Origin of the sequence: Rhodanobacter sp. DHG33 (assembly GCF_014843005.1) — a bacterium.
Taxonomy (GTDB): Bacteria; Pseudomonadota; Gammaproteobacteria; order Xanthomonadales; family Rhodanobacteraceae; genus Rhodanobacter_A.
Map to the genome: position 1 here is coordinate 237814 of NZ_JACYXM010000006.1, position 26320 is coordinate 264133.

Here is a 26320-nt window from a genome sequence, read left to right on the forward strand (position 1 = left end):
CAGGTTGGGCTTTCCCCCGCGCCCCGGCTCTGCCGGGGCGTTTTTTGTGGGGATTTTGCGTTCGATCTTGAGCGCGGTATTCCTGTTGCATGGTCGTGTCTCCAAGCGAGCCTATTGCGACTATGTAAGCCCAAGCGTGGTATGTGAAACGATTGAGTAATGCGGCCGCTCTAAAGGTGTTCGCCGACGGCAGAAGGCTCCGCATGTCCGCTAGTGCGGTGAGCGATATCCCGTTGTTCCTGCCACATCGCTGCGTTTAGCCGAAAAGCGACCTCGCAAACGATGCATCAACCATTGCGCGGCGCGGTCATCGACAGCGGAAGCTCCAGCGCCTCGCGCAGGGGATTCAGCAATTCGCCATAGCGCGGCGCACGTGCCGTATCGGTACGCAATGGCTGTCGCACCTGCATGGCGCTGGGGGTGGCTACGGTACGCCGTGTTTCGTTGAAGCGCAGACATGTCTCTTCGAACGGCAGGCCGCAGAATTCCAGCAGGCGGCGGATCCCGCTTTCGGGATTGTGAATAAGGTCTTCGTACACATGCTCATGCACGTGCTCAGGAGCCTGCTTCGCCCAGTGGCTGGCTGCGGCATCGAAGCTGCGCCAGTACGCGGCCAGATCGATGAAGCTGCGTGTGTAGTCGTTGCCAGGGAAGTACTGCCGATAGCACGAGAAGCAGGTTTCCAGGGCATCGCGGCGGGCGATGACGATGCGCGCCGCCGGCAGCATCGCGCGGATCATGCCGATGTGCATCCAGTTGTTGGGCAGCTTGTCGGTGAACATCGGACGATGCTCGCGCCAACGTGCGGTCCGCTCCAGGTAGCGCTGTCCCAGTCGCCGCCAATCGTCGGCACTCATATCCGGCAGCCATTGGGGGTAGGGCTTTCGTTGCCTGGCCGATTCCTCGGCGATCAACAGGGGCAGGTCGGCCAGCTCCGCGGCGCCCTCGATCCTGGAATGCGAGGCGAGAATCTGCTCGACCAGGGTCGATCCCGAACGTGGCATGCCCACGATGAAGATCACTTCCGCACCCAGTGCTTCCCCGGCGTCGCCGTTGCAGTTCGCGGCCCGGATCGCGGCCATCGTCGAGGCGAAACCTGCCGCATTCCATGCCCTGTGTCTGCGGGCGATTTCATTGGCCGTTGCGAGTGCTTGCATGGACTCGGCGTAGCGGCCCTGGTCGTCGAGGGCCTTGGCCAAGGCGAAACCCATCGCGACGCGATCGCCGTCGCCGGCCCGCGGGTGCATGAGCGCGTGCCGGATGGCATCGCTGTCGCCTTGCTCCAGGCGCAGCGTCTTGATTTCCGCCAGGCCCCACCAGGCCATGCCTGTCCATGGCTGCTCGGCCAGCAGCTTGCGGTATTCGGTGATGGCTTCCTCGTGGCAATTGTCCATGCGCAGTAGGTCGGCAAGCTGCGCGCGTGCGGCCGCATAGCCGGGCGCCAGTTTCACGGCGTGCTGCAGCGCCTGCTTCGCTTCGCCGAAACGCGCGCTGCGTGTGAGGAACAGGCCCAGGTTGTACCAGGCCATGACGAAGCTAGGCTGCAGCTCGCATGCGCGACGCAGGCCGTCGATGGCCTGTTCGAGTTCGCCGGCTTCCGCGAGGAAGAGGGCATAGGCGTTGTGGTAGAGGGCTTCCCGCGGTCGCTGCTCCAGAGCGCGCCGCATCGCTTGCAAGGCGGCGCGGTGTGCCCCGCGCAGGCTCAGCAGGCTGGCATGCAGGCGCAGGACTTCGGGATGATCGGGATGGCTGGACAGCACCGGGTCCAGCTGAATCGCGGCCTGATCGGGGCGATGCATCTCCAGAGCCTGTGCGGCGGCGATCACCCGATTCGCGGCAGTCGGGTCCAGGCCTTGCAATAGCGGGTTCAAATTCGCCTCCGGAAATGCTGCCAGGCCAGCACAAAGATGCCCCCATGTCTGAGACATGGGGGCATCGCTGTCAAGCAAGATGCAACGCTGGCGGTCAGTTGAACTGCCAGCGGAACACCAACTGGCCGACGCGTCCTGCCTGGAATGTGTTCGGCGACATGAAGGCGGCGTTGTACTGGCCGCCATTCGTGATGTTGGTGTTGTACGAGGTCACGGTCTGGCTGTTGAAGAGATTCATCACCTTCAGATCCAGCGAGAAGCTGTTCTTGTCGTAGGCCCAGTCGTAACCGATGTCCAGATCTACCTGCTTGTACGACGGCAGGCGGCCGTAGCTGCCGCGGGTATAGATGATGGTGTTCGACGTCGGATTGCCGTTCAGCGCGTTCGGCAGGGTGTTGCAGTAGAACGCGTTGTTGTTGTTGGTCTGCCCGGACGAGATGTCCGTGCTGTTCGGGTACGGGTAGTTCGACAGACAGTCGATCGGGCCGCCCGCGTAATACGTCAGTGCACCGCCTACGCGCAGGCCTTTCAGGAACTCGCCGTAGTGGGCGAACTTGTAGTAACCGAACACCTTGAACGTCGACGGGATATCGTCGCCCAGCCGACCGCCTGCGCCCTGCAGGAAGGCCGAGCTCGACAGCGCGCCGTCGTAGCCGGTGGCACCGGTGTTGTTGCCGCCGCCCTCGTAGTCGGTGGTGCCATCGGTGTTGCCGAACTCGTTGCGCCAGGTGTAGGAGGCGCTGAGGTAGTAGGGCTCGTCGTCGGAGTACGCGTGATCCAGGGTCAGGCTGGCCTGGTAGATCCGGCGATGCAGCGACGGATAGCCAAGATAGCTGGCCGGGAAGGTGTACATGCTCAGCGGGCTGTTGGGTCCGTTCAACTGCACCGGAATGGTGATGTCCTTGCCGGGAGTGATCAGGTAGTCGCCGAGCAGCGAGGCGTTCGGATAGCCGTGGGCTTTGAGGTAGCTGGCCAGCTGGCCGGTGTTGCCGTCGATGTTCGGCAGGCCGGTGAGCTTGCTGGTGAACAGCGAGGCACCGGCGACCCAGTTGTCGCCCAGTTTCTGCTGGGCATAGACCACGAACTGGCGAAGCTTCGCGTTCTGCGTCGTGGTCGAAATGAACTGGTTGGGCGTCAGGTAGTGCAGGCCGCTGCCGTTGCTGCCCTGTACGCCGCCCACCTGGGTAAGGCCGGTCGGGACGCCATCGGGCGATACACCGGTGTACACATAGTAGGTGTTGGTGTGGATGTAGCCCGCGCCCGGCGTGCCGCCATAGGCATTGAAGTAGAGCGGGATGCCTTCGCTGTATTCGCCCGCGCTGGCGCCGATCTTCAGGCTGGAATCGCCGTGGACATCCCAGGCCACACCGACGCGGGGCACGAAGTTGCCCTTGCTGTACATCTTGACGTTGATGTTGTCGGTCATGGCGTAGTTGTCGTAACGACCGCCGAAGTATCCCGTCCAGTTGTCGGCGAAGTGCCAGCTGTCGGCCAGGTAGTAGCCGTAAGTGGGAGAGGTGTTGTAGTAGATGCGCGGCGCGTAGTTCGACGTCACGTACTTCGTGCCCGGCGCGAACGGCTGGCCGGTGGCTGGGTTGATGGTCTGGCCGTTGATGACGCAGGCCTCCGTCGGGCCCGTCGCCGTGCTGCAGTAGGTGAAGGTGTACGTGTTGGGGTTCGGGATATTGGACTGCGCCATGCTGGGGCTGTATTGCTCGGCGCCGAACGTGATTTCATGGTTTTCGCTCGGATCCCACGTGAAGTCGATGCGCGATCCCATCATGCGGTACTTCAGGACGTAGTCGCTGCCTGCACCGTTGTGCGGCGGATTCGTGTTCTTTCCCGTGTCCGGGTCGTTGAACGTGATGTTCGGGACGTCGATGCCGTACAGGTTGTAGCTGGAGAAATACTGCTGCGAGGTGCCAGCCATCGCCGTGACGGAGAACGTGTCGGTGATCTGGCCGTGGTAGTTGGCGACCAGCATCTTGTCGTGCCACGCATTGCCGCTCCAGTTCTGCAGCGCGGGTGCCGCGCTGGAGGCGTCGAACGGCGTGGCCAGCGGGTACTGGGATTGTGCCTGGTAGGCGGTCTGGCGATCGCCGAACACGTTCAGCGTGTGGCCGGGCGCGATGTTCCAGGTGAGGTTGATCAGGAACTGTTTGTTGCGATTGGTGTTGAGGTTCTTGTTCGAGCTGTCGACGGTTGTGGTCGGGGTGCTGCCCTGTACGCCTTGGGCGTAGTTGTTCGGCTGGAGTTCGGCCAACGCGTAGAAGAACAGCGTGTCCTTCACGATGGGGCCGGATGCCCAGTAGTCCTGCAGCAGGCTGGGCGACCAGTGATTGGCCTGGTTGTTGTTTACGATCTGCCCGTTGAGGTTGTAGGTGGTCTTGAGGTTCTCGTTGAGCATGCCCGAGGCTGGCGTGAACGCGAGATCGACACCGCCCTTGAAGTCGTTCGAACCCTGCTTGATCGTGCCGGAGACGATGCCGCCCATGGCGCTGCCGTACTTCGCGTCCATGCCGCCGTTGATGGTGGACACGCTGGCCAGGGCTTCGTTCGGGATCTTGTCCGGCGCGCCTCCCTGCTGCATGTCGGTCACGTTGAATTCGTTGATGAAGTACCGGTTCTCTGTGCCCGATGCGCCATTGAACTGCGGCGAGTTGCCGTGCGAGCTGGTGATGGCGGCCACGTTCGATTGCATCGAAGCCACGGCGAGCAGATCCGGATTGATCAGCGGCAGCCGGTTGATCTCGGTCGAGGTCCAGGTCTGCACCTGCTGGCTGGTCGTGACGTCGATCGCATTGACCGTGGGGCGGCTGGCGTTGACGGTCACCGAGTTCAGGTTGGTCACGTTCTTGCCGGCCGCACTCGCGAAAACGACGGCGCTGTTGGAGCCGGCGAGCACGCTCACGCCGCGCTGATCGACGACCTGACCGTCGCGCAGCAATTTGACGACATAATCGCCGGGCATCAGGCCGGTAACCACGTAGCGGCCGTTGGCATCGGCATGCGCAGTGCTGTCGTAGCCCGTCGCCGGATTGGTTACTTCTGCCGTGACATTCTTGCCCTCGGGCAAATTGCCGTAGACGCCGCCTGTAATGGCCTGCGCGTACGCCGCGCTGCTGACCAACAGCGTCGCGACAATTGCCGTGGATAGCACACTCTTGCGATACATGGGTTTCCCCCTCCCTTCGCCTATTGGCTTCGCTGTCAATTGAGTAATTGAGCGCCCCGTTGTTTCGGTGTTTCGAGGGGCACAAATCCGCCCGCGGTTCATGGTGGTTGCCATGGACCTTTTGCATCGTTCCGGGAATTGCAGACTGGCTTGGCTGCAGGTGTGTGCCGCAGACCGGACAGTCGCCACGCCGTCTTTTCCCCTAGACCTCCCCTGTATCTCCCCAGGAATTTAGATCGATCTAAATTTCACGGAAAGATACTGCGCCCACTATGGATAAAACAGCGACATCTCTTTGTCAACAGGAATTTGTATTGATCTAAATTTGTATGGCAAAACGACTGGTCCGCAGGGAGCTCGTGCTGCGTGCGACAGGCTTCTTCGCGCGGCCGAAATCAAGGGTGATTTGGTGACGAATTCAGCGCGTCGGCATCACATATCCCGATATTCCTGGATCCGGAAATAATGCGAGCGTTTAAGTGATGGGCTGCTGGAATGCCGCGTTATTGACGATAATGTCGATGACGATGCACGGGGATTATCGGGCAGGGCGCATCGGTTAGATGCCTGCGGGCAACCCATGAGCGCCAAGCGTACTTTCCTTTTGCGCACAACCGTGCGCAATGTCGCAGTCAGTCAGGTCATACGGCTTCGCGGTGGCCAGTTAATGGCAATGTGGAGGCGTGGCCGTTATTCCCATGCTCGGATCTCATTCGAGAATGATCGATGGGAATCCAGCGCTCCTTTGAGCGGAGCGAGTGGCGAAGAAGGCTGGCCATCCATGGCATTTCGCGGTGAGCTTTGTTCTTCTTTGGCCCGGCACTCGGCGTGGGCGTTCGGCGAGAACGGCAGATGATCGTTGAAGTCGGGTGCCGTTATCGGCGCCCGTGCAATTGCAGCAGCTCGTAGCATGCGCCCATGGTGTGATAGTCCACCTTGCCGGCAGGGCTCTTCTCGTCGCTGTACTTGCGGTTGTCGCGCGTGAGGATGCGGTACCAGGCGCCGTATTCGTGATCGACGAAGTGCTTCCACGAATAGGCCCACAGCTTGTCGTGCCATGCGGAGTAGCTGGCGTCCCCGGTACGTGCATGGAGCAGGGCGGCGGCAGCGAGCGACTCGGCCTGCACCCAGAAATACTTGTCGTCGTCGCACACGCTGCCGTCGGGCGCGAAGCCGTAGCAGAGGCCGCCATGCACCTCGTCCCAGGAATGCTTCACCGCGGTGTCGAACAGGTGGCGAGCGACGGGAAGGATCCAGTGTTCCTCGCGGTTGCGTTCCAGCAGCAGCGGCTCGAGGATCATCAGCAGCTTGGCCCACTCGGTCTGGTGGCCGGGCTGGAAGCCCCAGGGGCGGAACAGGTGCTTGGGGTTGTCCTTGTTGTAGTCCCAGTCGATGCGCCACTGCGCGTCGTAGTGCTCCCACACCAGGCCATCGGCCAGCGCGGCCTGGCGGCGCGTCATGTGGTCGGCGAGCGTGAGCGCGCGGTCGAGGTAGCGCACATCGTCGCTGGCCTGGTACGCGGCGAGCATCGCCTCGCACATGTGCATGTTGGCGTTCTGGCCGCGATAGCTGCTGAAGTTCCAGTCGGCATCGGCCTCGTCGCGGTACAGGCCTGCCTCGGCGTCCCAGAAGCGGCGTTCCAGCAGATCCCAGGTTTCGTCCATCCACGCGGCGGCTTCGGCGGCGCCGGCCTTGCGCGCGCTGGAATAGGCCAGCAGCACGAAGGCGACACCATAGGCATGGTTGGTACGGTCTTCCGCCACGCCGTCGCGGATCGTCCATGCATAGCCGCCGCTCTGCGCATTGCGGTGCACGTCGCGCAGGTAGCTCAGGCCGTGGCGAGTGGCATCGCGGTATTCGGCGGCGAGCTTCGCGTCGTCGGCGAACTCGATGGCCGCCATCGCGTAGTTGAAGACGAAGCGCGTGCTACTCACCAGGTGGCGATGGCTGCGGTCGTAGATCGTGCCGTCGTCCTTGTAGTAGTGGAAGAAGCCGCCGGCGGGATCGATGGCATGCGGGTGGTAGAACGCCATGGTGTCGGCGATGTGCCGGCGCAGGAAGGCGGGCGAATTGAAATCGGGCAGCGGCGTGGCGGGCAGTACGTGGGGCATGGATGCAGGACTCAGGAATGGGATGCCATGAAGGCAAGAACTTCGTCGGTGGTGGGCAGCGAGACGAACGAGCCTTGCCGTGTCACCGCGATCGCGGCGGCGGCGGCGGCGTAGCGCAGCGTGGCGTGCAGGCGCGGCAGCGTAGTGACCAGCGTGTCGAGGTCGCCTGCGCCGATCCGCTGTTCGGCCAGCTGCTGCAGCAGGCCGCCCACGAAGGCGTCGCCTGCGGCCGTGCTGTCCACCATCGGCACGCGGTAGGCGGGCAGTTCGCCATCGGCGTCAGGGTGGAACCAGCGCAATGCGTTGGGGCCGTCAGTGACTATCAGCAGGCGCGTGTGGCCTTGCCACAGGCGCTCCAGCAAGGCGTCTTCGCCGTCCACCGCCAGCCACGCGAATTCTTCCGCACTGAGTTTCACCAGGTCGGCAAGCTGCAATGCCGGCCAGACATCCGCGCGCGCATCCACGTTGCGCGGCCACAGCGCGGGACGCAGGTTGAGGTCGAAGCTCACCAGGGCGCCGGAAGCCCGCGCGCGGCGCATGCCTTCGCGCGTGGTTTCCGCGGCGGCGGGTTCCGTCATGCTGTTGGAGCAGATGTGGAAGACGGCGGTGTCGTCGAATGCATCCGCGTGGAAGTGCTCGGGACGGAACAGCAGGTCGGCCGAAGGCGGCCGATAGAAGCTGAAACTGCGGTCGCCGTGCGCGTCCAGCGCCACGAAGGCCAGGGCGGTGTTCGCCTCGCCGGTGCGCTCCACGTCGCGGGTGTCCACGTTGGCGTGCTTCAGGCTGTCCAGCAGCAGGTCGCCGAACAGGTCGGTGCCCAGCATGCCGGCGAAGCGTGCGGCGCCGCCCAGCTTCGCCACCGCCACCGCCACATTGGCGGGTGCACCGCCGGCGAAGGGCACGAAGGCGCGCGGATAACCGTGCGGGTCGCGGCCCTCGGCATGGAAATCGATCAGTGCTTCGCCGAAGCAGAGTACGGAAGGCATGGTGCGGATAACCCTTAGCGGACGGCGGCGTCGCGGATCTTCGATCCGCTGCGGCCGTAGAAAATGATGTAGGCGTAGCAAAGCAGCGGCAGCACGAAGGCGTGCTGGATGCCGATTTGGTCGGCCAGCACGCCCTGCAGCAGCGGCACCAGCGCGCCGCCGACGATGGCCATGATGAGCAGGCTGGACGCCTTGTCGGTGAGCGGCCCCAGTCGTTCGATGCCCAGCGCGAAGATGGTGGGAAACATGATGGAGTTGAACAGGCCGACGGCAATGATGCTGACCATCGCCACGTTGCTCGAGCTCAGCATGCTGGTCACCACCAGCAGGCCGGCAATGGCGGCGAACGCCGCCAGCAGCTTGCGCGGATCGAGCCACGCCAGCAGCGCGGAGCCGAACAGCCGGCCGACCATCGCGCCGCCCCAGTACAGCGACACGTAGTGCGAAGCCTGCTGCTCGCTGATGTGGCCGATCTGCGGCAGGGAGATGTAGTTGATCATGAAGCTGCCGATCGACACCTCGGCGCCCACGTAGCAGAAGATCGCGATCACGCCGAACTTCACGTGCGGTACGCGCAACGCGTCGAGCAGAGTGTGCTTGCCGCCGCTGGCCAGCTGGGTGTTCTCGGACAGCGAGGGCAGGCGGAACAGCCAGACGATCACCGCCAGCAGCACCAGCACCAGCGCCAGGCCAAGGTATGGCCCCTGCACGGATTGCGCTTCGTGGGTGCGATAGGCCAGCTGCTGCGCGGCGGGCAGCGCATCGATCTGCGCGCCGCTCAGCACCGTGTTGGAGAGGATCAGCCAGGCGCCAAACAGCGGCGCCAGCGTGGTGCCTAGCGAGTTCAGCGCCTGCGCCAGGGTGAGGCGGCTGGAGCCGGTGCGCGCGGGGCCGAGCAGGGCCACGTACGGATTGGCCGCCACCTGCAACACGGTGATGCCGGTGGCCAGCACGAACAGCGCGCCGAGGAACAGCGCGTAGCTGTGCCATTGCGCCGCGGGCCAGAAGGCCGCCGCGCCCACGCCGGCGATCGCCAGACCGGTCACCATGCCGCGCTTGAAGCCCAGCCTCTCCACCAGCCAGCCCGAAGGCAGCGACATCAGGAAGTACGCGCCGAAGAAGGTGAACTGCACCAGCATCGCGCGGGTGTAGTCCAGCTCGAACACCGCCTTGAGATGCGGGATCAGGCTGTCGTTCAACGCCGTGAGGAAGCCCCACATGAAGAACACCGCGGTGGTGACCGCGAATGCGCCGGGGTAGTCGGTGTAGCGGCCGCTGTCGGCACCGTTGCTCACGGTGGAAGAAGGCGATGGAGCGGAGGCAAAGGCCATTCGTTTCCCCAGGGACGGAAGATCAGGCGGTAGCTGGCGGGCAACTGCTGCCGCGCACGACCAGTTGCACCGGTACCACGATGCGTTGCGGTTCGGCTTGTGGCTCACGCAGGCGCTGCAGCAGCAATTCGGCAGCCTGCTTGCCGCGCGCGCGCGGCGTGGAGGCCAGCGTGGTGAGCGGCGGCGCGCTGAGCCCGGCTTCGGCGATGTCGTCGAAACCGGTGACGGCGAAGTCGCGGCCGGGCTGGATGCCGCGCTGGTACAGGCCCAGCATCAGGCCCAGCGCCACCGCGTCGTTGTAGCAGACGGCGGCCGTAGGGGCGGGCGATTCGAAGAACAGCGCACCGCATTGCGCCGCGGCGTCCACGCGGTTCGGTGCGCATTCGATGCGCCAATGCGGCTCGATGCGCAGGCCGGCCGCCTTCATCGCCTCGACGTAACCGGCATGGCGCTGCTGGCAGGAGCTGGAGGCGGCATGGCCGCCGAAGAAGGCGATGCGCTTCTGGCCCAGCGCGATCAGGTGTTCGGTGGCCAGGCGTGCGCCACGCTGGTTGTCCAGCATCAGCCGGTCCCACGGCGCGTCGGGCGAAACCTTGCCGGCGAGTTCGCGGTTGAACAGCAGCAGCGGCGTGCGCACGCCGATGGTCCTGAGCACCTGGCCGGCATCGCTGCCTTCGGCGGGCGAGAGGATCACGCCCGCCGGGTCGTGTTCCAGCAGCGAACCCAGCACGGCCTGTTCGCGCGTCACCGATTCGCCGGTGCTGCCGAGCAGGGTGACGTAACCGCCTCCGCCCAGCGCCTCGTCCACGCCGGTGGCGAACTCGGCGAAGAACGGGTTGGCGAGGTCGTTCAGCACCAGTGCGATGCTGGACGAGGTGCGCCGGCGCAGGTTGGCGGCGGCACGGTTGTACACGTACCCCTGCCTGCGCAATTCTTCTTCGACGCGGGCGCGCGTGAGCTTGTTCACCAGCGGGCTGCCGCGCAGCACCAGCGACACGGTGGCGCGCGAGACGTCGCAGCCTGCGGCGATGTCGGCGAGGGTTACTTTGCGGTTGGCGTGAGGCGTGCTGTCCGTGGCCATGCTCGTCGTTTGGGCGATTGGAACGATCAAAATGTACCGGAAGCCTGCCGCATGCGGTTCCGCGATGCAACATGCATGGATGTGCGGAGCGATGCTAGCGTTCGGGACTTGGAACGATCTAAAAATCCAGACAGGGTGAGGCGCATGAAACAGCGCGGCAAGCAGATGTGTTCGGTACTGGCGATGGCGACCTCGCTGGCCCTGCTGTCCACCGGCGCGATGGCGGCCAGCGGCGGCAACGCGGCCGCGGTCGACCCGCGCATCGGCACGGGCGGCGACGGCCATACCTTCCCTGGCGCGACGGTGCCCTTCGGGATGATCCAGCTGTCCCCCGACACCGCGATGCCGGACTTCAAGCACGCCTACAAGTGGGCCTCGGGCTACCAGTACGGAGATCCCACCATCATGGGCTTCTCGCACACGCACTTCTCCGGCTCCGGCCATTCGGACCTGGGCGACGTGCTGGTGATGCCGATCGCGGGCGACGTGAAGCTCGATCCGGGCGACGCGGACAAGCCGGGCAGCGGTTACCGCTCGCGCTTCAGCCACGACACCGAGGTCGAGCAGGCCGGCTACTACGCGGTCACCCTGAGCGATTATGGCGTGCGCGCCGAGCTCACCACCTCGCCGCGCGTCGGCTGGCACCGCTACACCTTCCCCAAGGGCAAGCCGGCGCACCTGCTGCTCGACTTCCGCCCCAGCATCTACGACTACCCCGGCAAAGTGCTGTGGTCCGACCTGCGCGTGCATGCCGACGGCACGGTGACGGGTTGCCGCACCACGCGCGGCTGGGCCCCGGGTCGCGAGCTGTGCTTCGCAATGCGCTTCGACCAGCCGATGACCTCGCGCACGCTGTACAACCGCGAGACGGGTGTGCTTTACAACGGCTTCAAGGGACCGGGCAACCAGCCGCAGGACAGCGACGCCGAGAACGGCCGCGCGCTGGAAGGCGTGTTCGACTTCGGTCAGCTGGACAAGCCGCTGCAGGTGAAGGTGGCGATCTCGTCGGTGAGCGAGGCCAACGCCGTCGCCAACCTCGACCAGGACGGCAAGGGCTGGGATTTCGACGCCCGCCATGCCGATGCCACCGCGGCGTGGAACAAGGCACTGTCCGCCATCGACGTGGAAGGCTCGCCGGCGCAGCGCACCGGTTTCTACACGTCGCTCTACCACGCCATGCTCGCGCCGACGCTGAGCATGGATGTGAACGGCGAATACCGCGGCCCCGACCACCAGGTGCACAAGGCGGCCGGTTTCGACTTCTATTCGAGCTGGTCGATGTGGGACGTGTACCGCGCCGAGGAGCCGTTGATGGTGCTGCTGCGGCCCGACCTCAGCACGCAGTTCATCCGTTCGCTGATCGCCGCGCAGAAGGCCAGCCCGTTCGGCATGCTGCCGGTGTGGGCGTACCAGGGCCTGGAAACCTGGTGCATGACCGGTTACCACGCGGTGGCGATCATCGCCGATGCGTACATCAAGGGCGTGCGCGGCTTCGACGCGGACCAGGCGCTGAAGGCGATGGTGTCCACCGCCACCTACGGCAACTACGGCGATCTCGCCGACTACATGAAGCTCGGCTACGTGCCCATCGACAAGGAAACGGAAGCCGGCTCCAAGACCCAGGAATACGCCTACGACGATTGGGCCATCGCGCAGATGGCCAAGGCGCTGGGCAAGAACGATGTCTACGCCACCTTCGAAAAGCGCGCGGCCAACTGGCGCAACGTGTGGGATCCGCAGACCGGGTTCATGCGCGCGAAGCTCAGCAACGGCCAGTTCCGCACGCCGTTCGATCCCGCTTCCGCGGCCTACGGTAGCGACTACACCGAAGCCAACGCCTGGCAGTACTCCTGGTATGTGCCGCAGGATGTGGCCGGCCTGGTGGCGGCCTACGGCGGCGACGCGAAGTTCGTCAGCAAGCTGGACCAGATGTTCGACGCCAAGGTCGACCCGTCCATCTTCAAGAACGTGGAAGACATCACCGGCCTGATCGGCTGGTACGCGCACGGCAACGAACCCAGCCACCACATCGCCTATCTCTACGATTACGCCGGCGCACCGTGGAAGACGCAGCAGCGGCTGAAGCAGATCATGGACAGCCAGTACGGCATCAAGCCGGACGGCCTCGTCGGCAACGACGACCTCGGCCAGATGTCGGCCTGGTACATCTTCACCGCGCTGGGTTTCTATCCGGTGACGCCGGCCAGCGACGAATACGCCATCGGCCGGCCGTTCGTGCCGAAGGCGGCGATCCACCTGCCGAATGGACGTACCTTCACCGTGGTGGCCGAGCACCTGGACGACGCGCATCCGTACGTCGGCTCGGTCACGCTCAACGGCAAGCCGCTGGACCGCGTCTACCTGCGCCACGGCGACATCCTCGCCGGTGGCGAGCTGCGCTTCGTGATGCAGGCGGAGCCGAACAAGCAATGGGGCACGGCGACCTCGGCGCGGCCGACATCGATGAGCGGGTGGAAGCAGTAATTCGTGCCTCGCGAGCGGTCGCGCTGCGCGTCAACATGGCGGATGCCCCCTTCCTGAGGGAAAGGGGCTGCGTACAGCGCGGTGAGTCGTCCGAAACGCGGCGGCTGGCTGTTGGCCTCGAACCTGCGCAGAATAGGGGGCGTCTCCACCGGGAAGCGCGTGCTTCCGAGCGGAAAGCATCGATGACGTCCATCTCATGAAAGTCAGGGGCCTGCTGCGCTGGCGCGTTATTGGTCTGGTGCTCGCGATGGTCGTCATCGTGGCGCTGCCTTACTTCGCCACGCGCGTGCTGGCCCGTGAAACGCAGCGCGCCGACCTCTGGCTCAACCATGCCAACACGGTCAAAGCGCTTACTTACCGCATCGCCTACCTGATCCGCGACAGCGAGGCGGCGAGCTACCGCATCCTCGCCGGCGACGGCGACGCGGCCGTCGAGCAGCGTGCGCTCGACGCCAAGAACCGGGCACCGGCCCTGCTCGAACAGCTGCGTGCGCTGACCCGCGACAATCCCGACCAGCAGACGCGCATCGGCGCGCTGGAGAGCGTGGTCAACGGCAGCGTCACCCTGATGGACCAGGCGCTGGCGCGATTGCACAAGGGCGATACCGGCGGTGCGCGGCAATCGTTGCGCGACACCGGCGACCTGTTCCACATGCACATGCTGATCGACAGCATCGCGCAGACCGAGGACAACCTGCTGGCCGAGCGCACCCGCGCCGTCGAGCAGCAGGCAAGCCGCAGCCAGTTCCTGCTCGGGCTGATCGCGCTGGCGCAGCTGCTGCTGCTGATCGTGGTGGTGATCACCTCCGAGCGGCAGATCGGCAAGCGCCAGCTGGCGGAAACTCGCGAAGGCCGCGCGGTGCTGCGCTCGCAGATGATCGTGCAGGCGGTACGCGAGCCCATCGCATTGTTCGACGAGCAGCTGCGCAGTCTGCTGATCAATGCCGCCTTCGGCGAGCTGTACGGACTGGAACCCAAGCACCAGCGCGCCCTGTCGTTGCCGCACATCGGCAACGGCGCGTGGAGCGACGGCGCGCTGCTGCAGCGGCTCAACGACGTGCTGTTGCGCGGTCGCGAGCTGTGGGACTACGACGTTGTGCAGCACACGCCCGACGGCGTGGACCGCCACGTGGTCGTCAATGCGCGGCGCATCCAGCAGGAGGACAGCGACGCGCAGGCATTGCTCATCACGGTGAGCGACGTCACTGCGCGCGCGCTGGCCGAGCAGAAGGTCAACGAGCTGAACCACCAGTTGGAAGGCAAGGTGGCGCAGGTCACCGACGTCAACCGCGAGTTGGAGGCTTTCAGTTACTCCGTCTCGCACGACTTGCGCGCGCCGCTGCGCCACATCGCCGGTTTCGCGCGCAAGCTGCGCCAGCACCTGGGCGAGCAGATGGACGACACGGGCGGTCACTACCTCGACGTGATCGGCAGCTCGGCGCAGCGCATGGCGCAGCTGATCGACGACCTGCTGGTGTTTTCCCGCCTTGGCCGCGGCGCGCTGCGCCTGCAGCCGGTGGATATGCAGTCGCTGGTCGAGGAAGCCCGCGCGCTGTGCATGTCCGATGCGCCGGAGCGGCGCATCAGCTGGTCGATCGCGCCGCTGCCCATCGTGGTGGGCGACGAGAACATGCTGCGTACGGTGTGGCAGAACCTCATCGGCAATGCGGTGAAGTACACTGGGCACCACGAAGTCGCGCACATCGCAGTGGACGTGCAGCGCGGCAGCAACGGCGACTACGAATTCATCGTGAGCGACGACGGCGCCGGTTTCGACATGCAGTACGCCGACAAGCTGTTCGGCGTCTTCCAACGCTTGCACCGTGCCGACGATTTCCCCGGCAACGGCATCGGGCTGGCCAACGTCCGGCGCATCCTCTCTCGCCACGGCGGCCGCGTATGGGCCGAGGCCGAGCCGGAGCGCGGCGCACGTTTCCACTTCTCGCTGCCGGCACGCGACCTATCCGGGGCATCCATCGAGAGATCCACGCTATGAATCGCCATATCCGAAGCATTCTGCTGGTCGAAGACAGCATGGCCGATGCCGAGATGGCGTTGGACGCGCTGCAAGAGGCCAATCTCGCCAATCCCGTGGTGCACCTGCAGGACGGCGTAGAGTGCATGGACTGGCTGCATGGGCGTGGTGCCTGGGCCACGCGCGAACCGGGCTGCCCGGCGGTGGTCCTGCTGGACATCAAGATGCCGCGCATGGACGGTCTGGAAGTGCTCAAGCGCATGCGCGCCGACGAGCGCATGAAGCGCGTCCCGGTGGTGATCCTGTCTTCCTCGCGCGAGGAGAGCGACCTGGTGCGCAGCTGGGATCTCGGCGTGAACGCCTATGTCATCAAGCCGGTGGATGTCGATCAATTCTTCAATGCGGTACGCACGCTCGGGCAGTTCTGGGCGGTGCTGAACCAGGCGCCCGAGCACGAATGATGTATCGGGAAGGGGAGGGGAGCATGCATGGCTCGCAAGAGGGCGATGCCCGACGGATACGGGTATTGCTGGTGGAGGACAACAGCGAGGACGCCGAACTGGCCTTGGCCGAATTGGCGGACGATGCGCTTGTCCACGAGGCGCGCGTAGTCGACGACGAAGCGGGTTTTCTGGCCGCGTTGCGCGAGTTCGCGCCCGACATCGTGCTGTCCGACCTCAGCCTGCCGGGATTTTCCGGGCAGCGCGCGCTGGAATTGCTGCGTCAGCGCGATACGGATATGCCTTTCATCTACGTCTCCGCCACGCTGGGCGAAGAGGCGGCCATCGCGGCGCTGCGCAACGGCGCCACCGACTACATTCTCAAGCAGAATCCCGCGCGCCTCGCCAGCGCTGTGCGTCGCGCGTTGGCCGAAGTCGCCGAGCATCGCGCCAGCCAGCGCGCCCAGGCGGAACTGATCCGTGCGCAGCGCTTCGAAAGCCTGGCGATGCTCGCCGGCGGACTCAGCCACGATCTCCGCAACCTGTTGCAGCCATTGCTGCTGGCTGGCGAGAGCCTGCGCGAGCGTGCCGAGGATCCCCAGCTGGCGCGGTTGGGAGAACTGGTGCGCGACTGCGGCAAGCGCGGACTGGAGATGGTGCAGTCCATGCTCTCCTTCGCGCGTGGCGCGCGCCGCGCCGAGCAGGTATCCCTTGGCGGGCTGATGGACGCGCTGGGCTTGCTGCTCAAGGGCAGCGTGCCGCGTGCGATCCGCATGGAGATGGTGGTCGATGCGCCCGAACTCGTGTTCGCCGGCAACCACACCGAGCTGCAGCAATGCCTGCTCAATCTCTGCCTCAACGCGATCCAGGCGATGCCGAACGGCGGCGAGCTGCGCATCGAGACGGCGCAGCAGAAGCTCGAAGCGGATTTCTTCATGTCGGGCGAACAGGCGCATCCCGGCCCCTACTTGCGCCTGAGCGTGATCGACAACGGTCCCGGCATGAGCGGCGAAGTGCTGGCGCGACTGTTCGAGCCGTTCTTCACCACCAAGGAAAACGGCACCGGCCTGGGCCTGTTGTCGTGCCAGCGCATCGTCACCAGCCACGGCGGCGTGATGCGCGTGGACAGCACGCTGGGCCAAGGCACGCGCTTCGATCTCTATATCCCGCTGCAGGAGCTGGCGTCCGACACCGCGGAGGCGAGCGACAGCAGCGACAATCTCGAAGGCACCGCCGAACGCGTGCTGGTGGTGGCCGAGGTCGCCAGCGAGCTTTCCCTGCTCAGCGACACGCTGGACGCCTGGGGCTACCAGGCCAGCGCCAGCCAGAGCGGTACCGCCGCCTTGCAGTGGATAGGCGCCCACGGCCTGCCCGATCTGGTGCTGATGGATGCCGACATGAGCTTGTTCACCAGCGTGCGCACCCTGGCCGCGCTGGTCGAGCAGGAGTACGACGGTCCGGTGGTGATGCTGGTGCGCCCGGACGCGCCGCCGAATCCCGACGAACTCCCGCCGCTGACGCGCCTGCACCTGCTCGACAAGCCGGTCACTGCACGGAAGCTGCTTCGCGCGTTGAAGCTGGCGCTGGCAAGCGCGCGTTAGCGCGCTTCGAGCTCTTCCCGCTCAGAAGCTCATGAAATACCCGCCGTTCACCGGCAGGTTGACGCCGGTGAGATAGCCGGCGTCGTCGGCGGCGAGGAAGCACACGGCACGGGCGATGTCGGCCGGCTGGCCCAGCCGGCCCACCGGGATGCCGGCGATGATCTGGGCGCGGATTTCCGCGGGCACGGCGGCCACCATCGGCGTGTCGCAATAACCGGGCGAGACGGTGTTGACGGTGACGCCCTTGCGCGCGGTTTCCCGCGCCAGCGCCATGCCGAAGCCGTGCACGCCGGCCTTGGCGGCGGAGTAGTTGGTCTGGCCGAACTGGCCGGTCTGCCCGTTCACCGAGCTGATGTTGACGATGCGCCCGAAGCCGCGGGCGGTCATGCCCTCCACCACGGCGTGGCTGGTATTGAACACGCCGTCGAGGTTCACGCGCATCAGGTCGTGCCATTGCGCGGGCGTCATCTTGCGCAGGCTGGCATCGCGGGTGATGCCGGCGGCATTGACCAGGATGTCCACGCCGCCGTGTTCGCGTTCGAGGCGGCCGATCAATGTGGCGCAGGCTTCGTAGTCACTGACATCCAGCGGCTCGTAGCGAAGGGCGTCGCCGAACGCGGCACTGGCTTCCTGGAAAGCCGCGAGGCGGCCTTCGCTGGCAGGCAGGTCGGCCGCGATCACGCGGCGGCCGGCCTGCGCCAGCTGGCGGCAGATTTCGGTGCCGAGGCCACCGAGGCCGCCAGTGACCAGGGCCAGTCGGGAGGAGGGGGATGCGCTCATGGGAGTTCCGTCGTTTTTGCGATTGATCTGTATTTTTGCGGTCATCCTTGACCGCGCGGATCAAACGGGCGGCCATCCATGGCCACACTTTCGAATAAAACAAAACGCGCCGCTCAGGGCGGCGCGTGATGGGATGCGAGAGGCGGTTTCAGCCGGTCTTCTTGTGGCCGCCGCGGCCGCCACCCTGCCCCTGCGGGGTGATCTGCGCGGCGGCATCGAGCAGGCCGCGCTGCATGGTCTTCCACGCATCCATGTTGCGCTCGGTCAGCTCGTTCACCATCGCCCACGGGGTCTGGCCCATCAGGCTGTTGAGCTGGGTGCGGAACTGCTGCTGCTGGTCGAGGAACACCTGCAGGCTGCGCTCCAGGTACGGGCCCATGAAGCCCTGCAGCGAGTCGCCGTAGAAGCGGATGATCTGGCTGAGCAACTGGGGCGACAGCATCGGCTGCCCCTTCTCCTCATGCTCGGAGATGATCTGCAGCAGCACGGAGCGGGTGAGATCCTCGCCGGTCTTGGCATCGCGGACTTCGAAGTCCTCGTTGTCCAGTACGAGCTGACGCACCTCTTCCAGCGTGATGTAGCTGGAGATCTCGGTGTCGTAGAGCCGACGGTTCGGATACTTCTTGATGGTGCGTTTGTTTTGTGCCATGCGGCGAAACTAGCAGAAGATATTGCGCCGCACCAGTAGACCACTGGCATGCATGTCAGGAAATTGGTCTGCTCCGCGATGGCCGTGGTGTCGGGATGTGCGCCCCGGTGGTCTGCAGCAAAATGCGATGGATCAGTGCCCCGCGGCCCCGCCGGCGCTGCCGAACGGCGGCTTGGCGAACCACAGAATGGGGATCAGCGCCACGAACAGCACCGCACAGCCCCAGAACACGTCGTTCACCGCCAGCGTGAGCGCCTCGCGGTTCACCAACTGGTCGACCAGGCCCAGGCTCTGCAGGTGCGGCATACCGTGGCTGGCGAGGCCCTGCAGGAACTGCGTGGCCGCGGGGTTGGCGTTGCTGACGTTCTCGGCGAGGTTGGCATGGTGCATCTCGCTGCGGTGCTGCCACAGCGTCACCGTGATTGCGGTGGACATGCTGGAGCCCATGGTGCGGCAGAAGTTGGACAGGCCCGAGGCGCTGGCGATCTCCGAAGCGGGCAGTCCGGACAGGTAGATCTGGTTCAGCGGGATGAAGAAGCAGGGGATGGCCATGCCCATCACGAAGCGCGGCACCACCAGCGTCCCGAACGAGGCGTTGCTGTCGAAGCCGGCGAACCAGTACGAGGTGAGCGCGAAGATGATGAAGGCGAAGGTCACCACTGCGCGCAGATCCAGCCGATCCATGTTCTTGCCCAGGATCGGCGACAGCAGGAAGGCCAGCACGCCCACCGGCGCGGTGGCCAGGCCGGCCCAGGTGGCGGTGTAGCCCAGGTCGAGCTGCAGCCACAGCGGGAACACCACGTTGATGCCGAAGAACGCGAACATGCCCAGCGTCAGCGTCACTACCCCCACGGTGAAGTTGCGCTGCTTGAACAGCGCGAGTTCGATTACCGGGTGCTTGGCGTGGATCTCCCACACCACCAGGAAGGTGAGGCAGACCAGGGCGGTGATGCCCAGCGTGAGGATCAGCGGCGAGGCGAACCAGTCGTGGTCGTTGCCGTTGTCCAGCATGAACTGCAGGCAGCCCACACCCACTACCAGCAGCACCAGGCCGACCATGTCGATCGGGGTCTTGAAGGTCTTGGTCTCGCGCTTGTGCAGGATCGTCCAGGTGATCACTGCCGCGGCCAGGCCCACCGGCAGGTTGATGTAAAAGATCCACGGCCACGAGAAGTTGTCAGTGAGCCAGCCGCCCAGGATCGGGCCGAAGATCGGCGCCACCACCACGGTCATCGCCCACAGCGCCAGCGCGATGCCCTGTTTCTCCTTTGGGTAACTGGTCAGCAGCAGGGTCAGCGACAGCGCCACCATCGGACCGGAGCCCGCACCCTGCATCAGGCGGCAAACCACCAGCATCGGCATCGTGGTGGCCAGGCCGCACAACATCGAGAACACCACGAACAGCAGCACCGACACCACGAAGGTGCGCACCTCGCCGAAGCGCCGCGCCACCCAGCCGGTGAGCGGCTGCATGATCGCGCTGGCCAGCGCGTAGGAACTGATCGTCCAGGTGCCCTCGTTGGGGCTCACGCCCAGGCTACCGGAGATGTGCGGCACGGCCACGTTGACGATGGTCATGTCCAGCACTTCCATGAAGGTGCTGAACGCGACGGCGATGGTGAGCAGCGCCAGCGGGCCGCCGTGCAGCGGCTTCAGCGGGGCGGCGTTTTCGGGCGTGGTGGCCATGCGGAGCTCGCGTGGGTGTCTGGGCTACGGATTTGGGACTGCGGCTCTGGACTCGTCATTCCGCGCTACGCCGGAACGACGAGCCAAAGTCCGAAGTGCCCTCAGCGCGATGTGCCGCTAGTGCCGAGGTTGGCCTCGATCACCTTGTCGGCCTCGGCATCGGCCTGGTTGGCGATGCTGTCGTACACGCTGGTCTCGGCGGCCGGCTGCGCCGGGCCGGCGGCCAGCACCTGGCCCTGATCCTGGCTGATGTCCACGGTGACGTCGGCGGACAGGCCCACCCGCAGCGGATGCTTGTCCAGCTCCTGGTCGTCCAGCGCGACGCGCACCGGCACGCGCTGGACCACCTTGATCCAGTTGCCTGTGGCGTTCTGGGCGGGCAGCAGCGAGAACACGCTGCCGGTACCGGCGCCTAGGCCGATCACCTTGCCGTGGTATTCCACCTTGCTGCCGTAGAGGTCGGTGGTGATCGTCGCCGGCTGGCCGATGCGGATGTGGCCCAACTGGTTTTCCTTGAAGTTGGCGTCCACCCACAGGTGGTGCAGCGGGACCACGCTCATCAGCGGTTGGCCGGGGGCGACGCTGTTGCCGAGCTGCACGCTGCGCTGGGCCACGTAGCCTTCGACCGGCGCCACGATGGTGTTGCGCTGCGCAGCCACCCAAGCGGCGCGGAAGTTGGCGCGGGCCTGCTGCACGGCCGGATTGTTGGCGGTGTCGGTGCCGGCGATGGCCGCATGCGCGGATTGCGCCTGCGCCTGCGCCGCATCCAGCGCGGCCTGGGCGCCGGCCACGGCATCGCGCAGGTGCTGCACGATTTCCGGCGATTCGGCCTGGGCGGCCACCAGCGGCAAGTGGCGCTTGAGATCGGCCTGGGCCTTGGCGAGGTCGACCTTGCGTGCGGCGACCGCGGCATCGGCGCCGCTGGCGCTGTCGGTCTGGCCGCGCACCTGGCGCACGGCGAGCGCGAGCGCGCTGCGTGCCTGCCGCAGGCGCACGTCGGCGTCGGTGGCATCGAGTTTCACCAGCACCTGGCCCGCATCGACATGCTGGGTGTCGTCGGTGAGCACGGCGATCACCGTGCCGGGCACCTGGGCGGAGATGCCCACCAGGTTGCCGCCCACGTAGGCGTTGTCGGTGTTCTCGCGCAAGGAGAACACGAACTTCCAAAGCAGGAACCAGCCTAGTGCGATAAGTACGAACACGACCGCCACGATCAGCAGCGCGCGTCGGCGCTTGGGCGGATCCTTGGCGGCGAAGCCGCTGTCGTTGCGGTCCTGCGTCTGGGCGGACTCGGTTGCGCTCATGGGCGGGGGCTCCGGCTGGTGTTCGTTGAAGAGGAGGTCGCGGAAGAGTGATCCGCGCTGGCGCCGGCGGACGGGCGATAGCCGCCGCCCAGCGCCTTGATGAGGGCGAGATCGGTGCTCAATGCCTGCGCATGCAGGGCGATGGCCTGATCGCGTTGCTGCAGCCATTGCGCTTGCGCGGCGAGGCTTTCGCGCGCATCGCGGACGCCGCGTTGCAGGCGGGCCTGGGCGCTGTCGCGGAGCCGCTCGTCGGCGTCCACCTGTTGCGCCTGCTGCTGGCGGCTGGTGGCCAGCTGCTCGGCGGACAGCGCCTGGCTGGCGACTTCGCGGGCGGCATGGAACACGCTGGCGTTGTACTGCGCCACGGCGTCGTCGAGCTGCGCACGGCTGATGCCGTAGGCGGCCTTCAGCCGGCCGCCCTCGAAGATCGGCAGATGCAGCGCAGGGGTAAGGCCGAACACGCGGCTGCCTGCGCTGAACACGTTGCCCAGGTCGCCGGAGCCGCCACCGCCGCCGAAGAGTGCGGGCGTGCCCTGGTTGGTGCTGGACAGCCCGACCAGCGCGGTGATGCTGATGTCGGGGAAGAATTGCGCGCGGGCCTCGTCGGTCTGCTTCAGCGCCGACTCGACCTGCCATCGGCTGGCGGCGATATCGGGGCGCCGGGCGATCAGGTCGAGCTTCGCGTCGGCAGGCACGCCACCGCGAACCGACGGCAACGGCTGCGGCGACAGTGCCGGCAGCTGCTCAGGAGTCACGCCGAGCAGGGCGGCCAATGCCACCTTGCGGATCTTCGCCGAGCTTTCCAGCGCGGTCTGCGCCTGTTCCTCGCCGGCGATGCGCGCGCGCGCCTCGTGCACGGTGTCGGGCAGGTCCACGCCTTGTTTCACGCGCAGTTCGGCGATGGCCAGCAGGCGCTGCTGCACGGCCAGCGATTGTCCGGCCAGTGCAAGACGCGCTTCGTCGGCGAGCCAGCCGAAATAGGTGTCGGCCACCGCGCTCTGCAGCGTCAGCGCGGCCTCGCTGCGCTGCGCCTCGGCGGCGTGTGCCTGATCCAGGGCGCTTTCGATCGCGGCACGCTTCTTGCCCCACCAGTCGAAGTCGTATTCGAACTGCACGCCCAGGTCGGCCTGGTTGTACCAGGTGAAGCCGAGCAGTTGCGGCGGCATCAGGCCGTGCTCGCTCAGGCGTTGCCTGGTGACCTGTGCGCTGCCGTTGATGCTCAGGCCGGCCTGCGCCGCGGCGAGCCTCACCGATTGCTCGGCGGTACGCACGCGGCTCTGCGCCTGCATGAGGTCGGGCGACTGGCTCAGCGCCGTGGCCATCAGCTCGTCGAGCTGCGGATCGTCGTAGCCGCGCCACCAGTCGGTGGCCGGCCAGCCGGCGACTGCCGGACCCTGCAGGCCGGCCAGCGGCACGTCGTCGCGCAGCGCGGGATGCTGCAGCTTCGGCGGCGCGAACGCGCAACCGGCAAGCGTCAACACGACGGCAAGTGCCAGGGCCGCGCGCGGGCGTGGCGGGGCGAAGGTCATCTTGGGCTCCTTCACGACGCGTTCTCCGCGTCGAGCTGGTCGAGGTTCTTGGCGAGCTTGCGCAGGAGGCGGCTGAGCTGGCTGCGCTCGGTGGCGCTGAAGCCGGCGAACATCGCCTCCACGCGGGGGAACATCGGCGGCAGCATCTTCAGCACGAAGCGGCGGCCGGCGGCGGTGATGCGTATCACCACGCGGCGGCGGTCCTCGGCGCTGGCGCCGCGCGAGATGAGGCCGCGCTTGACCAGCGCATTGCCGATGCGGGTCATGTTCGTGCTGCCTTGCGAGGTGAATTCGCACAGTTCGCCGGGAGTGGAGCTGCCGTCCGGGCTGCTGTAGAGAATCAGCAGAGTAAGGAATTCACTGTCAATGAGTTGTTGTGACTTGAGCTTTTCGTCCAGCGCTTCGTCCATGCGGCCACCCACCATAAGCATGAGTCGGCACAGTCGGGCCTGCTCGACGGGAAGCTGTGGGATGGCCTCGAGCATGCGCTCGATGCCCTCGTCCATCATGGCGATGCAATTGCTTAAGTGAGCCATTTCACTGGATCATATTTCACTGGTGAAATAAATTGTGGCGCGTCCGGAATCGCGATGCAAGTGTCGTGCTGCGATCAATCGCGCTCGGGGCAGGGCAGGCGGAACAGGCGGCGGGTGTTTGCGGCGGTGGCGGCGGCCACGTCCTGTTCCGCTTCGCCGCGGAGCCCGGCCACGCAGCGCAATACCTCGACGACACGCGCCGGTTCGTTGCGCTGGCCGCGATGGCTGGCGTCGGGCTGGTCGGGTGCGTCGCTTTCCAGCAGCAGGTGTTCGATGGGCATATCGGTCACGATGCGGCGCAGCCGTTGCGCGCGCTCGTAAGTCACGGGGCCGCCGATGCCGATCAGGAAGCCGAGTTGCCACAGGCGGCGCGCCTGCTCCTCGCTACCGGAGAAGCTGTGCACCACGCCGTGCACGCCGGGATGGCGGCGCAGGGTCAGGATGACTTCCTCCAGGGCTTGCCGCGCATGCACGATCACCGGCAAGCCGAGCTCGCGGGCCAGGGCGAGTTGTCGCGTGAAGTAGTCGCGCTGCAACGCGGGATCCAGGCCGTCGGCGTGGAAATCCAGGCCGATCTCGCCGACAGCTACGGCGGCATTCGCGGCGCACCATGACGACAGCGCATCGACATCGCCGGGCGCATGCTGCTGCAGGAACAGCGGGTGCAGGCCGTAGGCGGGAAACAGCATGTGCGGGTGCGCCGTGCAGAGGTCGCGGATACGCGTCCAACTGGCCGCATCCACGGCGGGGATCACCAGTTGCGCGACGCCGGCATCGCGGGCCCGCTGCAGTACCTGGGAGCGGTCCGCGTCGAAGGCGCTGTCGTCGAGATGAACGTGGCTGTCGGCAAGCAAGGTCGGAGCTGCCCCTTAATTGGGCGGTGCCGACGCCGGCACCGCGGATTCGGCGTAGTGTAGCGACGGCGGTCTAGGCAATATTCAGATTCGTGAAGGTTCAATGGCGTCGAAGGCCGCAAATAATTGCATTGCATGTCGCATCGCGCTGCGGCTGGAACCCAAACGGAGGAGGAGAATCATGAATAGGTTGATGGTCAATGCACTCAATGTGGGGATTGCGGCCGCGCTGGCTGTCGGCTTGTCGGCTTGCAATCGCAGCGCCGATGCCGGTACGCAGGCGGCCCAGGCGGCTTCCGCGCCTGTTCCTGCCGCCGCGCCTGCGCCTGCCGCGCCGGCCGGTCCGGAGTACGCGCAGGTGGTCAGCGTGACGCCGGTGCGTGCGACGGCTGCGTCGCAGCAGGTTTGCCACAACGTGGTGGTCAACCAGGCCGCACCGCCGAAGGACCAGCACAACATCGCCGGCACCGCGATCGGTGCGGTGGCCGGCGGCTTGCTTGGCCACATGGTCGGCGGCGGCAAGGGCAATACCCTGGCCACGGTGGCGGGTGCGGTGGGCGGCGGTTACGCCGGCAACCGCATCGAGAACGCGCATCACCAGCCGCAGGTGACCCAGACGGTGCAGCGTCAATGCAACACGGTTGCCGGTAGCGACAAGATCGTCGGCTACGACGTGCAGTACGTGTACAACGGTGTCACCCGTACCGCGCGCATGGACCACGATCCGGGCAACCGCGTGGAAGTGCAGCAGGGCGTGGTGGCGGTCTCGGACGCTCGTTGATCGAAGCGCTTGCTTGCGAGCCTTGAAGGAGTAGTGCGATGAACATTTTCAAGCGTTGCATCGTTCCGGCGGCCGTGTTGGCGACGGGGTTGATGCTGGGCGGTTGCGTTACTGCTCCTCCTGCCTACGGGCCGCCGCCGGGTTACGGCGGCGGCTATGCCCCCCGCTGCCAGCAGGGGTGTGGCGTGGTGCAGGACGTGCGGCCGATATACATCGACAGCGGCAATCCCAATGGCGGCACGCTGGGCGCTGTGATCGGTGCGGTCGCCGGCGGCGTGCTGGGCAGCACCATCGGCAAGGGCGACGGCCGCACTGCCGCCACGGTGGTTGGTGCGGTGGCTGGCGGTGTCGTCGGCAACCAGATCGGCCAGAACTCCGGCGGCGGCAGCAATGCCTGGCGCGTAGTGGTTCGGCTGGACAATGGTCAGTACGCCACGGTGACCCAGCGCAACGATCCGCAGGTTCGCAACGGCGATTACGTGCAGATCGTCAATGGTCTCGTCTATCGCATGTAATTTTTTGCAACTTTTGCAATAGGCGTATAGACGTTTGGACGTCCAAATGAAAAGGCCCTCGAAAGAGGGCCTTTTCTGTTGCGTTCTTCTTCGATCAGTTCACGGCGTAGAAAGTGTGATCGCCGATGGTGATGCCGGTCTTGTTGTGGGACCAGTTCGGCGACACCGATGCGGTAGCGAAGTGATCGGCACGCGGAACCAACAGGCGACGCTTGTTCGCAGGCAATTCCCAATCGTGGATCGTTGCGCCGGCGATCTCCCATGCCTTGTGGAAAGAGTCGAGGTTGTCGATCTGGAATGAGCCTGGTGTGGTGGTGGTGGCGAACTGGTGCGGAGCCATGACGACATTGCACACCGTGTTGCCCCACTGGCCACGTTCGCGGCGGCGCATCGCCACCTCGGCAACGGCCATCTGGCCGTCGGTGGATTGACTGCGAGCTTCCAGGTAGACCGTCGTCGCCAGGCAGGCCTGGTTTGCGACGGGTTGTGGCATCAGTGTCGTCAGCCACAACAACATGGAAAGTTTCATTTCTGCCTCCAACGTGCTGTACGCGCGGACGATGCGTTGTCCTTGCGCCGTTGCGGTGGACGGGCGGGCAGGCCGTTCCACCTGGATTGAATCGACCGGCCG

At 65.7% G+C, this 26320-nt stretch carries 20 protein-coding genes; 6 read left to right on the top strand and 14 right to left on the bottom strand.

All coding sequences use genetic code 11. The features are described from left to right. Positions 1–287 precede the first annotated feature (287 nt). The 6 genes from IHE46_RS12615 to IHE46_RS12640 all read right to left on the bottom strand — a co-directional run bounded on the left by IHE46_RS12615 (position 288) and on the right by IHE46_RS12640 (position 10555). Complete coding sequence (locus IHE46_RS12615; protein ID WP_225563033.1) at positions 288–2057, bottom strand: tetratricopeptide repeat-containing sulfotransferase family protein; 1770 nt, start codon at positions 2055–2057, stop codon at positions 288–290. Then, positions 1966–5046, bottom strand: a complete 3081-nt coding sequence (locus IHE46_RS12620; RefSeq protein WP_192164994.1) for a TonB-dependent receptor — start codon at positions 5044–5046, stop codon at positions 1966–1968. Before IHE46_RS12620 ends, IHE46_RS12615 begins: the two co-directional genes overlap by 92 nt. 875 nt (positions 5047–5921) lie before the next feature. Further along, positions 5922–7157: an AGE family epimerase/isomerase gene (locus IHE46_RS12625; RefSeq protein ID WP_192164995.1), complete on the bottom strand. Its 1236-nt coding sequence runs from the start codon at positions 7155–7157 to the stop codon at positions 5922–5924. Between the two features lie 11 nt (positions 7158–7168). After that, entirely contained in the window at positions 7169–8143 is a 975-nt protein-coding gene (locus tag IHE46_RS12630) for a carbohydrate kinase (protein ID WP_192164996.1), read from the bottom strand. A 14-nt stretch (positions 8144–8157) separates the two neighbouring features. Beyond that, the gene (fucP, locus tag IHE46_RS12635) at positions 8158–9474 is read right to left on the bottom strand and encodes an L-fucose:H+ symporter permease (protein ID WP_192164997.1); all 1317 of its coding nucleotides are present in this window, start codon (positions 9472–9474) and stop codon (positions 8158–8160) included. A gap of 22 nt (positions 9475–9496) precedes the next feature. Then, entirely contained in the window at positions 9497–10555 is a 1059-nt protein-coding gene (locus IHE46_RS12640; RefSeq protein WP_192164998.1) for a LacI family DNA-binding transcriptional regulator, read from the bottom strand. A gap of 165 nt (positions 10556–10720) precedes the next feature. On the opposite strand from IHE46_RS12640, the gene IHE46_RS12645 reads away from it, so the two are divergent. The 4 genes from IHE46_RS12645 to IHE46_RS12660 all read left to right on the top strand — a co-directional run bounded on the left by IHE46_RS12645 (position 10721) and on the right by IHE46_RS12660 (position 17055). Further along, positions 10721–13039, top strand: coding sequence for a GH92 family glycosyl hydrolase (locus IHE46_RS12645; protein WP_192165279.1), 2319 nt, complete (start codon positions 10721–10723; stop codon positions 13037–13039). Between the two features lie 196 nt (positions 13040–13235). Next, the gene (locus IHE46_RS12650; RefSeq protein ID WP_192164999.1) at positions 13236–15035 is read left to right on the top strand and encodes an ATP-binding protein; all 1800 of its coding nucleotides are present in this window, start codon (positions 13236–13238) and stop codon (positions 15033–15035) included. Next, positions 15032–15475 (top strand): response regulator, encoded by a 444-nt coding sequence (locus IHE46_RS12655; RefSeq protein WP_192165000.1) that lies wholly within the window; start codon positions 15032–15034, stop codon positions 15473–15475. Before IHE46_RS12650 ends, IHE46_RS12655 begins: the two co-directional genes overlap by 4 nt. Before the next feature lie 23 nt (positions 15476–15498). Next, positions 15499–17055: a response regulator gene (locus tag IHE46_RS12660; protein ID WP_192165001.1), complete on the top strand. Its 1557-nt coding sequence runs from the start codon at positions 15499–15501 to the stop codon at positions 17053–17055. A gap of 21 nt (positions 17056–17076) precedes the next feature. Here IHE46_RS12660 and phbB read toward each other — a convergent pair whose 3' ends face one another. From phbB to IHE46_RS12695, 7 genes are all read right to left on the bottom strand, one after another. Then, complete coding sequence (gene phbB / locus IHE46_RS12665; RefSeq protein WP_192165002.1) at positions 17077–17835, bottom strand: acetoacetyl-CoA reductase; 759 nt, start codon at positions 17833–17835, stop codon at positions 17077–17079. Positions 17836–17983: 148 nt separating this feature from the next. Beyond that, positions 17984–18484 carry a polyhydroxyalkanoate synthesis repressor PhaR gene (phaR, locus tag IHE46_RS12670; RefSeq protein WP_192165003.1) on the bottom strand — a complete coding sequence of 167 codons (501 nt, stop codon included), beginning with the start codon at positions 18482–18484 and terminating at the stop codon, positions 17984–17986. 132 nt (positions 18485–18616) lie between these two features. Beyond that, a complete protein-coding gene (locus tag IHE46_RS12675) occupies positions 18617–20170 on the bottom strand; it encodes a DHA2 family efflux MFS transporter permease subunit (RefSeq protein WP_192165004.1) in 1554 nt (517 codons plus the stop codon). A 101-nt stretch (positions 20171–20271) separates the two neighbouring features. Beyond that, the gene (locus IHE46_RS12680; protein ID WP_192165005.1) at positions 20272–21474 is read right to left on the bottom strand and encodes an HlyD family secretion protein; all 1203 of its coding nucleotides are present in this window, start codon (positions 21472–21474) and stop codon (positions 20272–20274) included. Beyond that, the gene (locus IHE46_RS12685) at positions 21471–23003 is read right to left on the bottom strand and encodes an efflux transporter outer membrane subunit (RefSeq protein ID WP_192165006.1); all 1533 of its coding nucleotides are present in this window, start codon (positions 23001–23003) and stop codon (positions 21471–21473) included. Before IHE46_RS12685 ends, IHE46_RS12680 begins: the two co-directional genes overlap by 4 nt. Positions 23004–23014: 11 nt before the next feature. Further along, a complete protein-coding gene (locus IHE46_RS12690; protein WP_192165007.1) occupies positions 23015–23539 on the bottom strand; it encodes a MarR family transcriptional regulator in 525 nt (174 codons plus the stop codon). A gap of 74 nt (positions 23540–23613) precedes the next feature. Next, positions 23614–24393, bottom strand: a complete 780-nt coding sequence (locus IHE46_RS12695) for a TatD family hydrolase (RefSeq protein ID WP_192165008.1) — start codon at positions 24391–24393, stop codon at positions 23614–23616. Positions 24394–24574: 181 nt separating this feature from the next. Here IHE46_RS12695 and IHE46_RS12700 point away from each other — a divergent pair, with 181 nt between their 5' ends. Then, positions 24575–25174, top strand: a complete 600-nt coding sequence (locus tag IHE46_RS12700; RefSeq protein ID WP_192165009.1) for a glycine zipper 2TM domain-containing protein — start codon at positions 24575–24577, stop codon at positions 25172–25174. A 38-nt stretch (positions 25175–25212) separates the two neighbouring features. After that, the gene (locus IHE46_RS12705) at positions 25213–25689 is read left to right on the top strand and encodes a glycine zipper 2TM domain-containing protein (RefSeq protein ID WP_192165010.1); all 477 of its coding nucleotides are present in this window, start codon (positions 25213–25215) and stop codon (positions 25687–25689) included. A 94-nt stretch (positions 25690–25783) separates the two neighbouring features. Here the strand turns inward: IHE46_RS12705 and IHE46_RS12710 are convergent, their stop codons facing one another. Further along, the gene (locus IHE46_RS12710; RefSeq protein ID WP_192165280.1) at positions 25784–26206 is read right to left on the bottom strand and encodes a cell wall hydrolase; all 423 of its coding nucleotides are present in this window, start codon (positions 26204–26206) and stop codon (positions 25784–25786) included. Positions 26207–26320 lie beyond the last annotated feature (114 nt).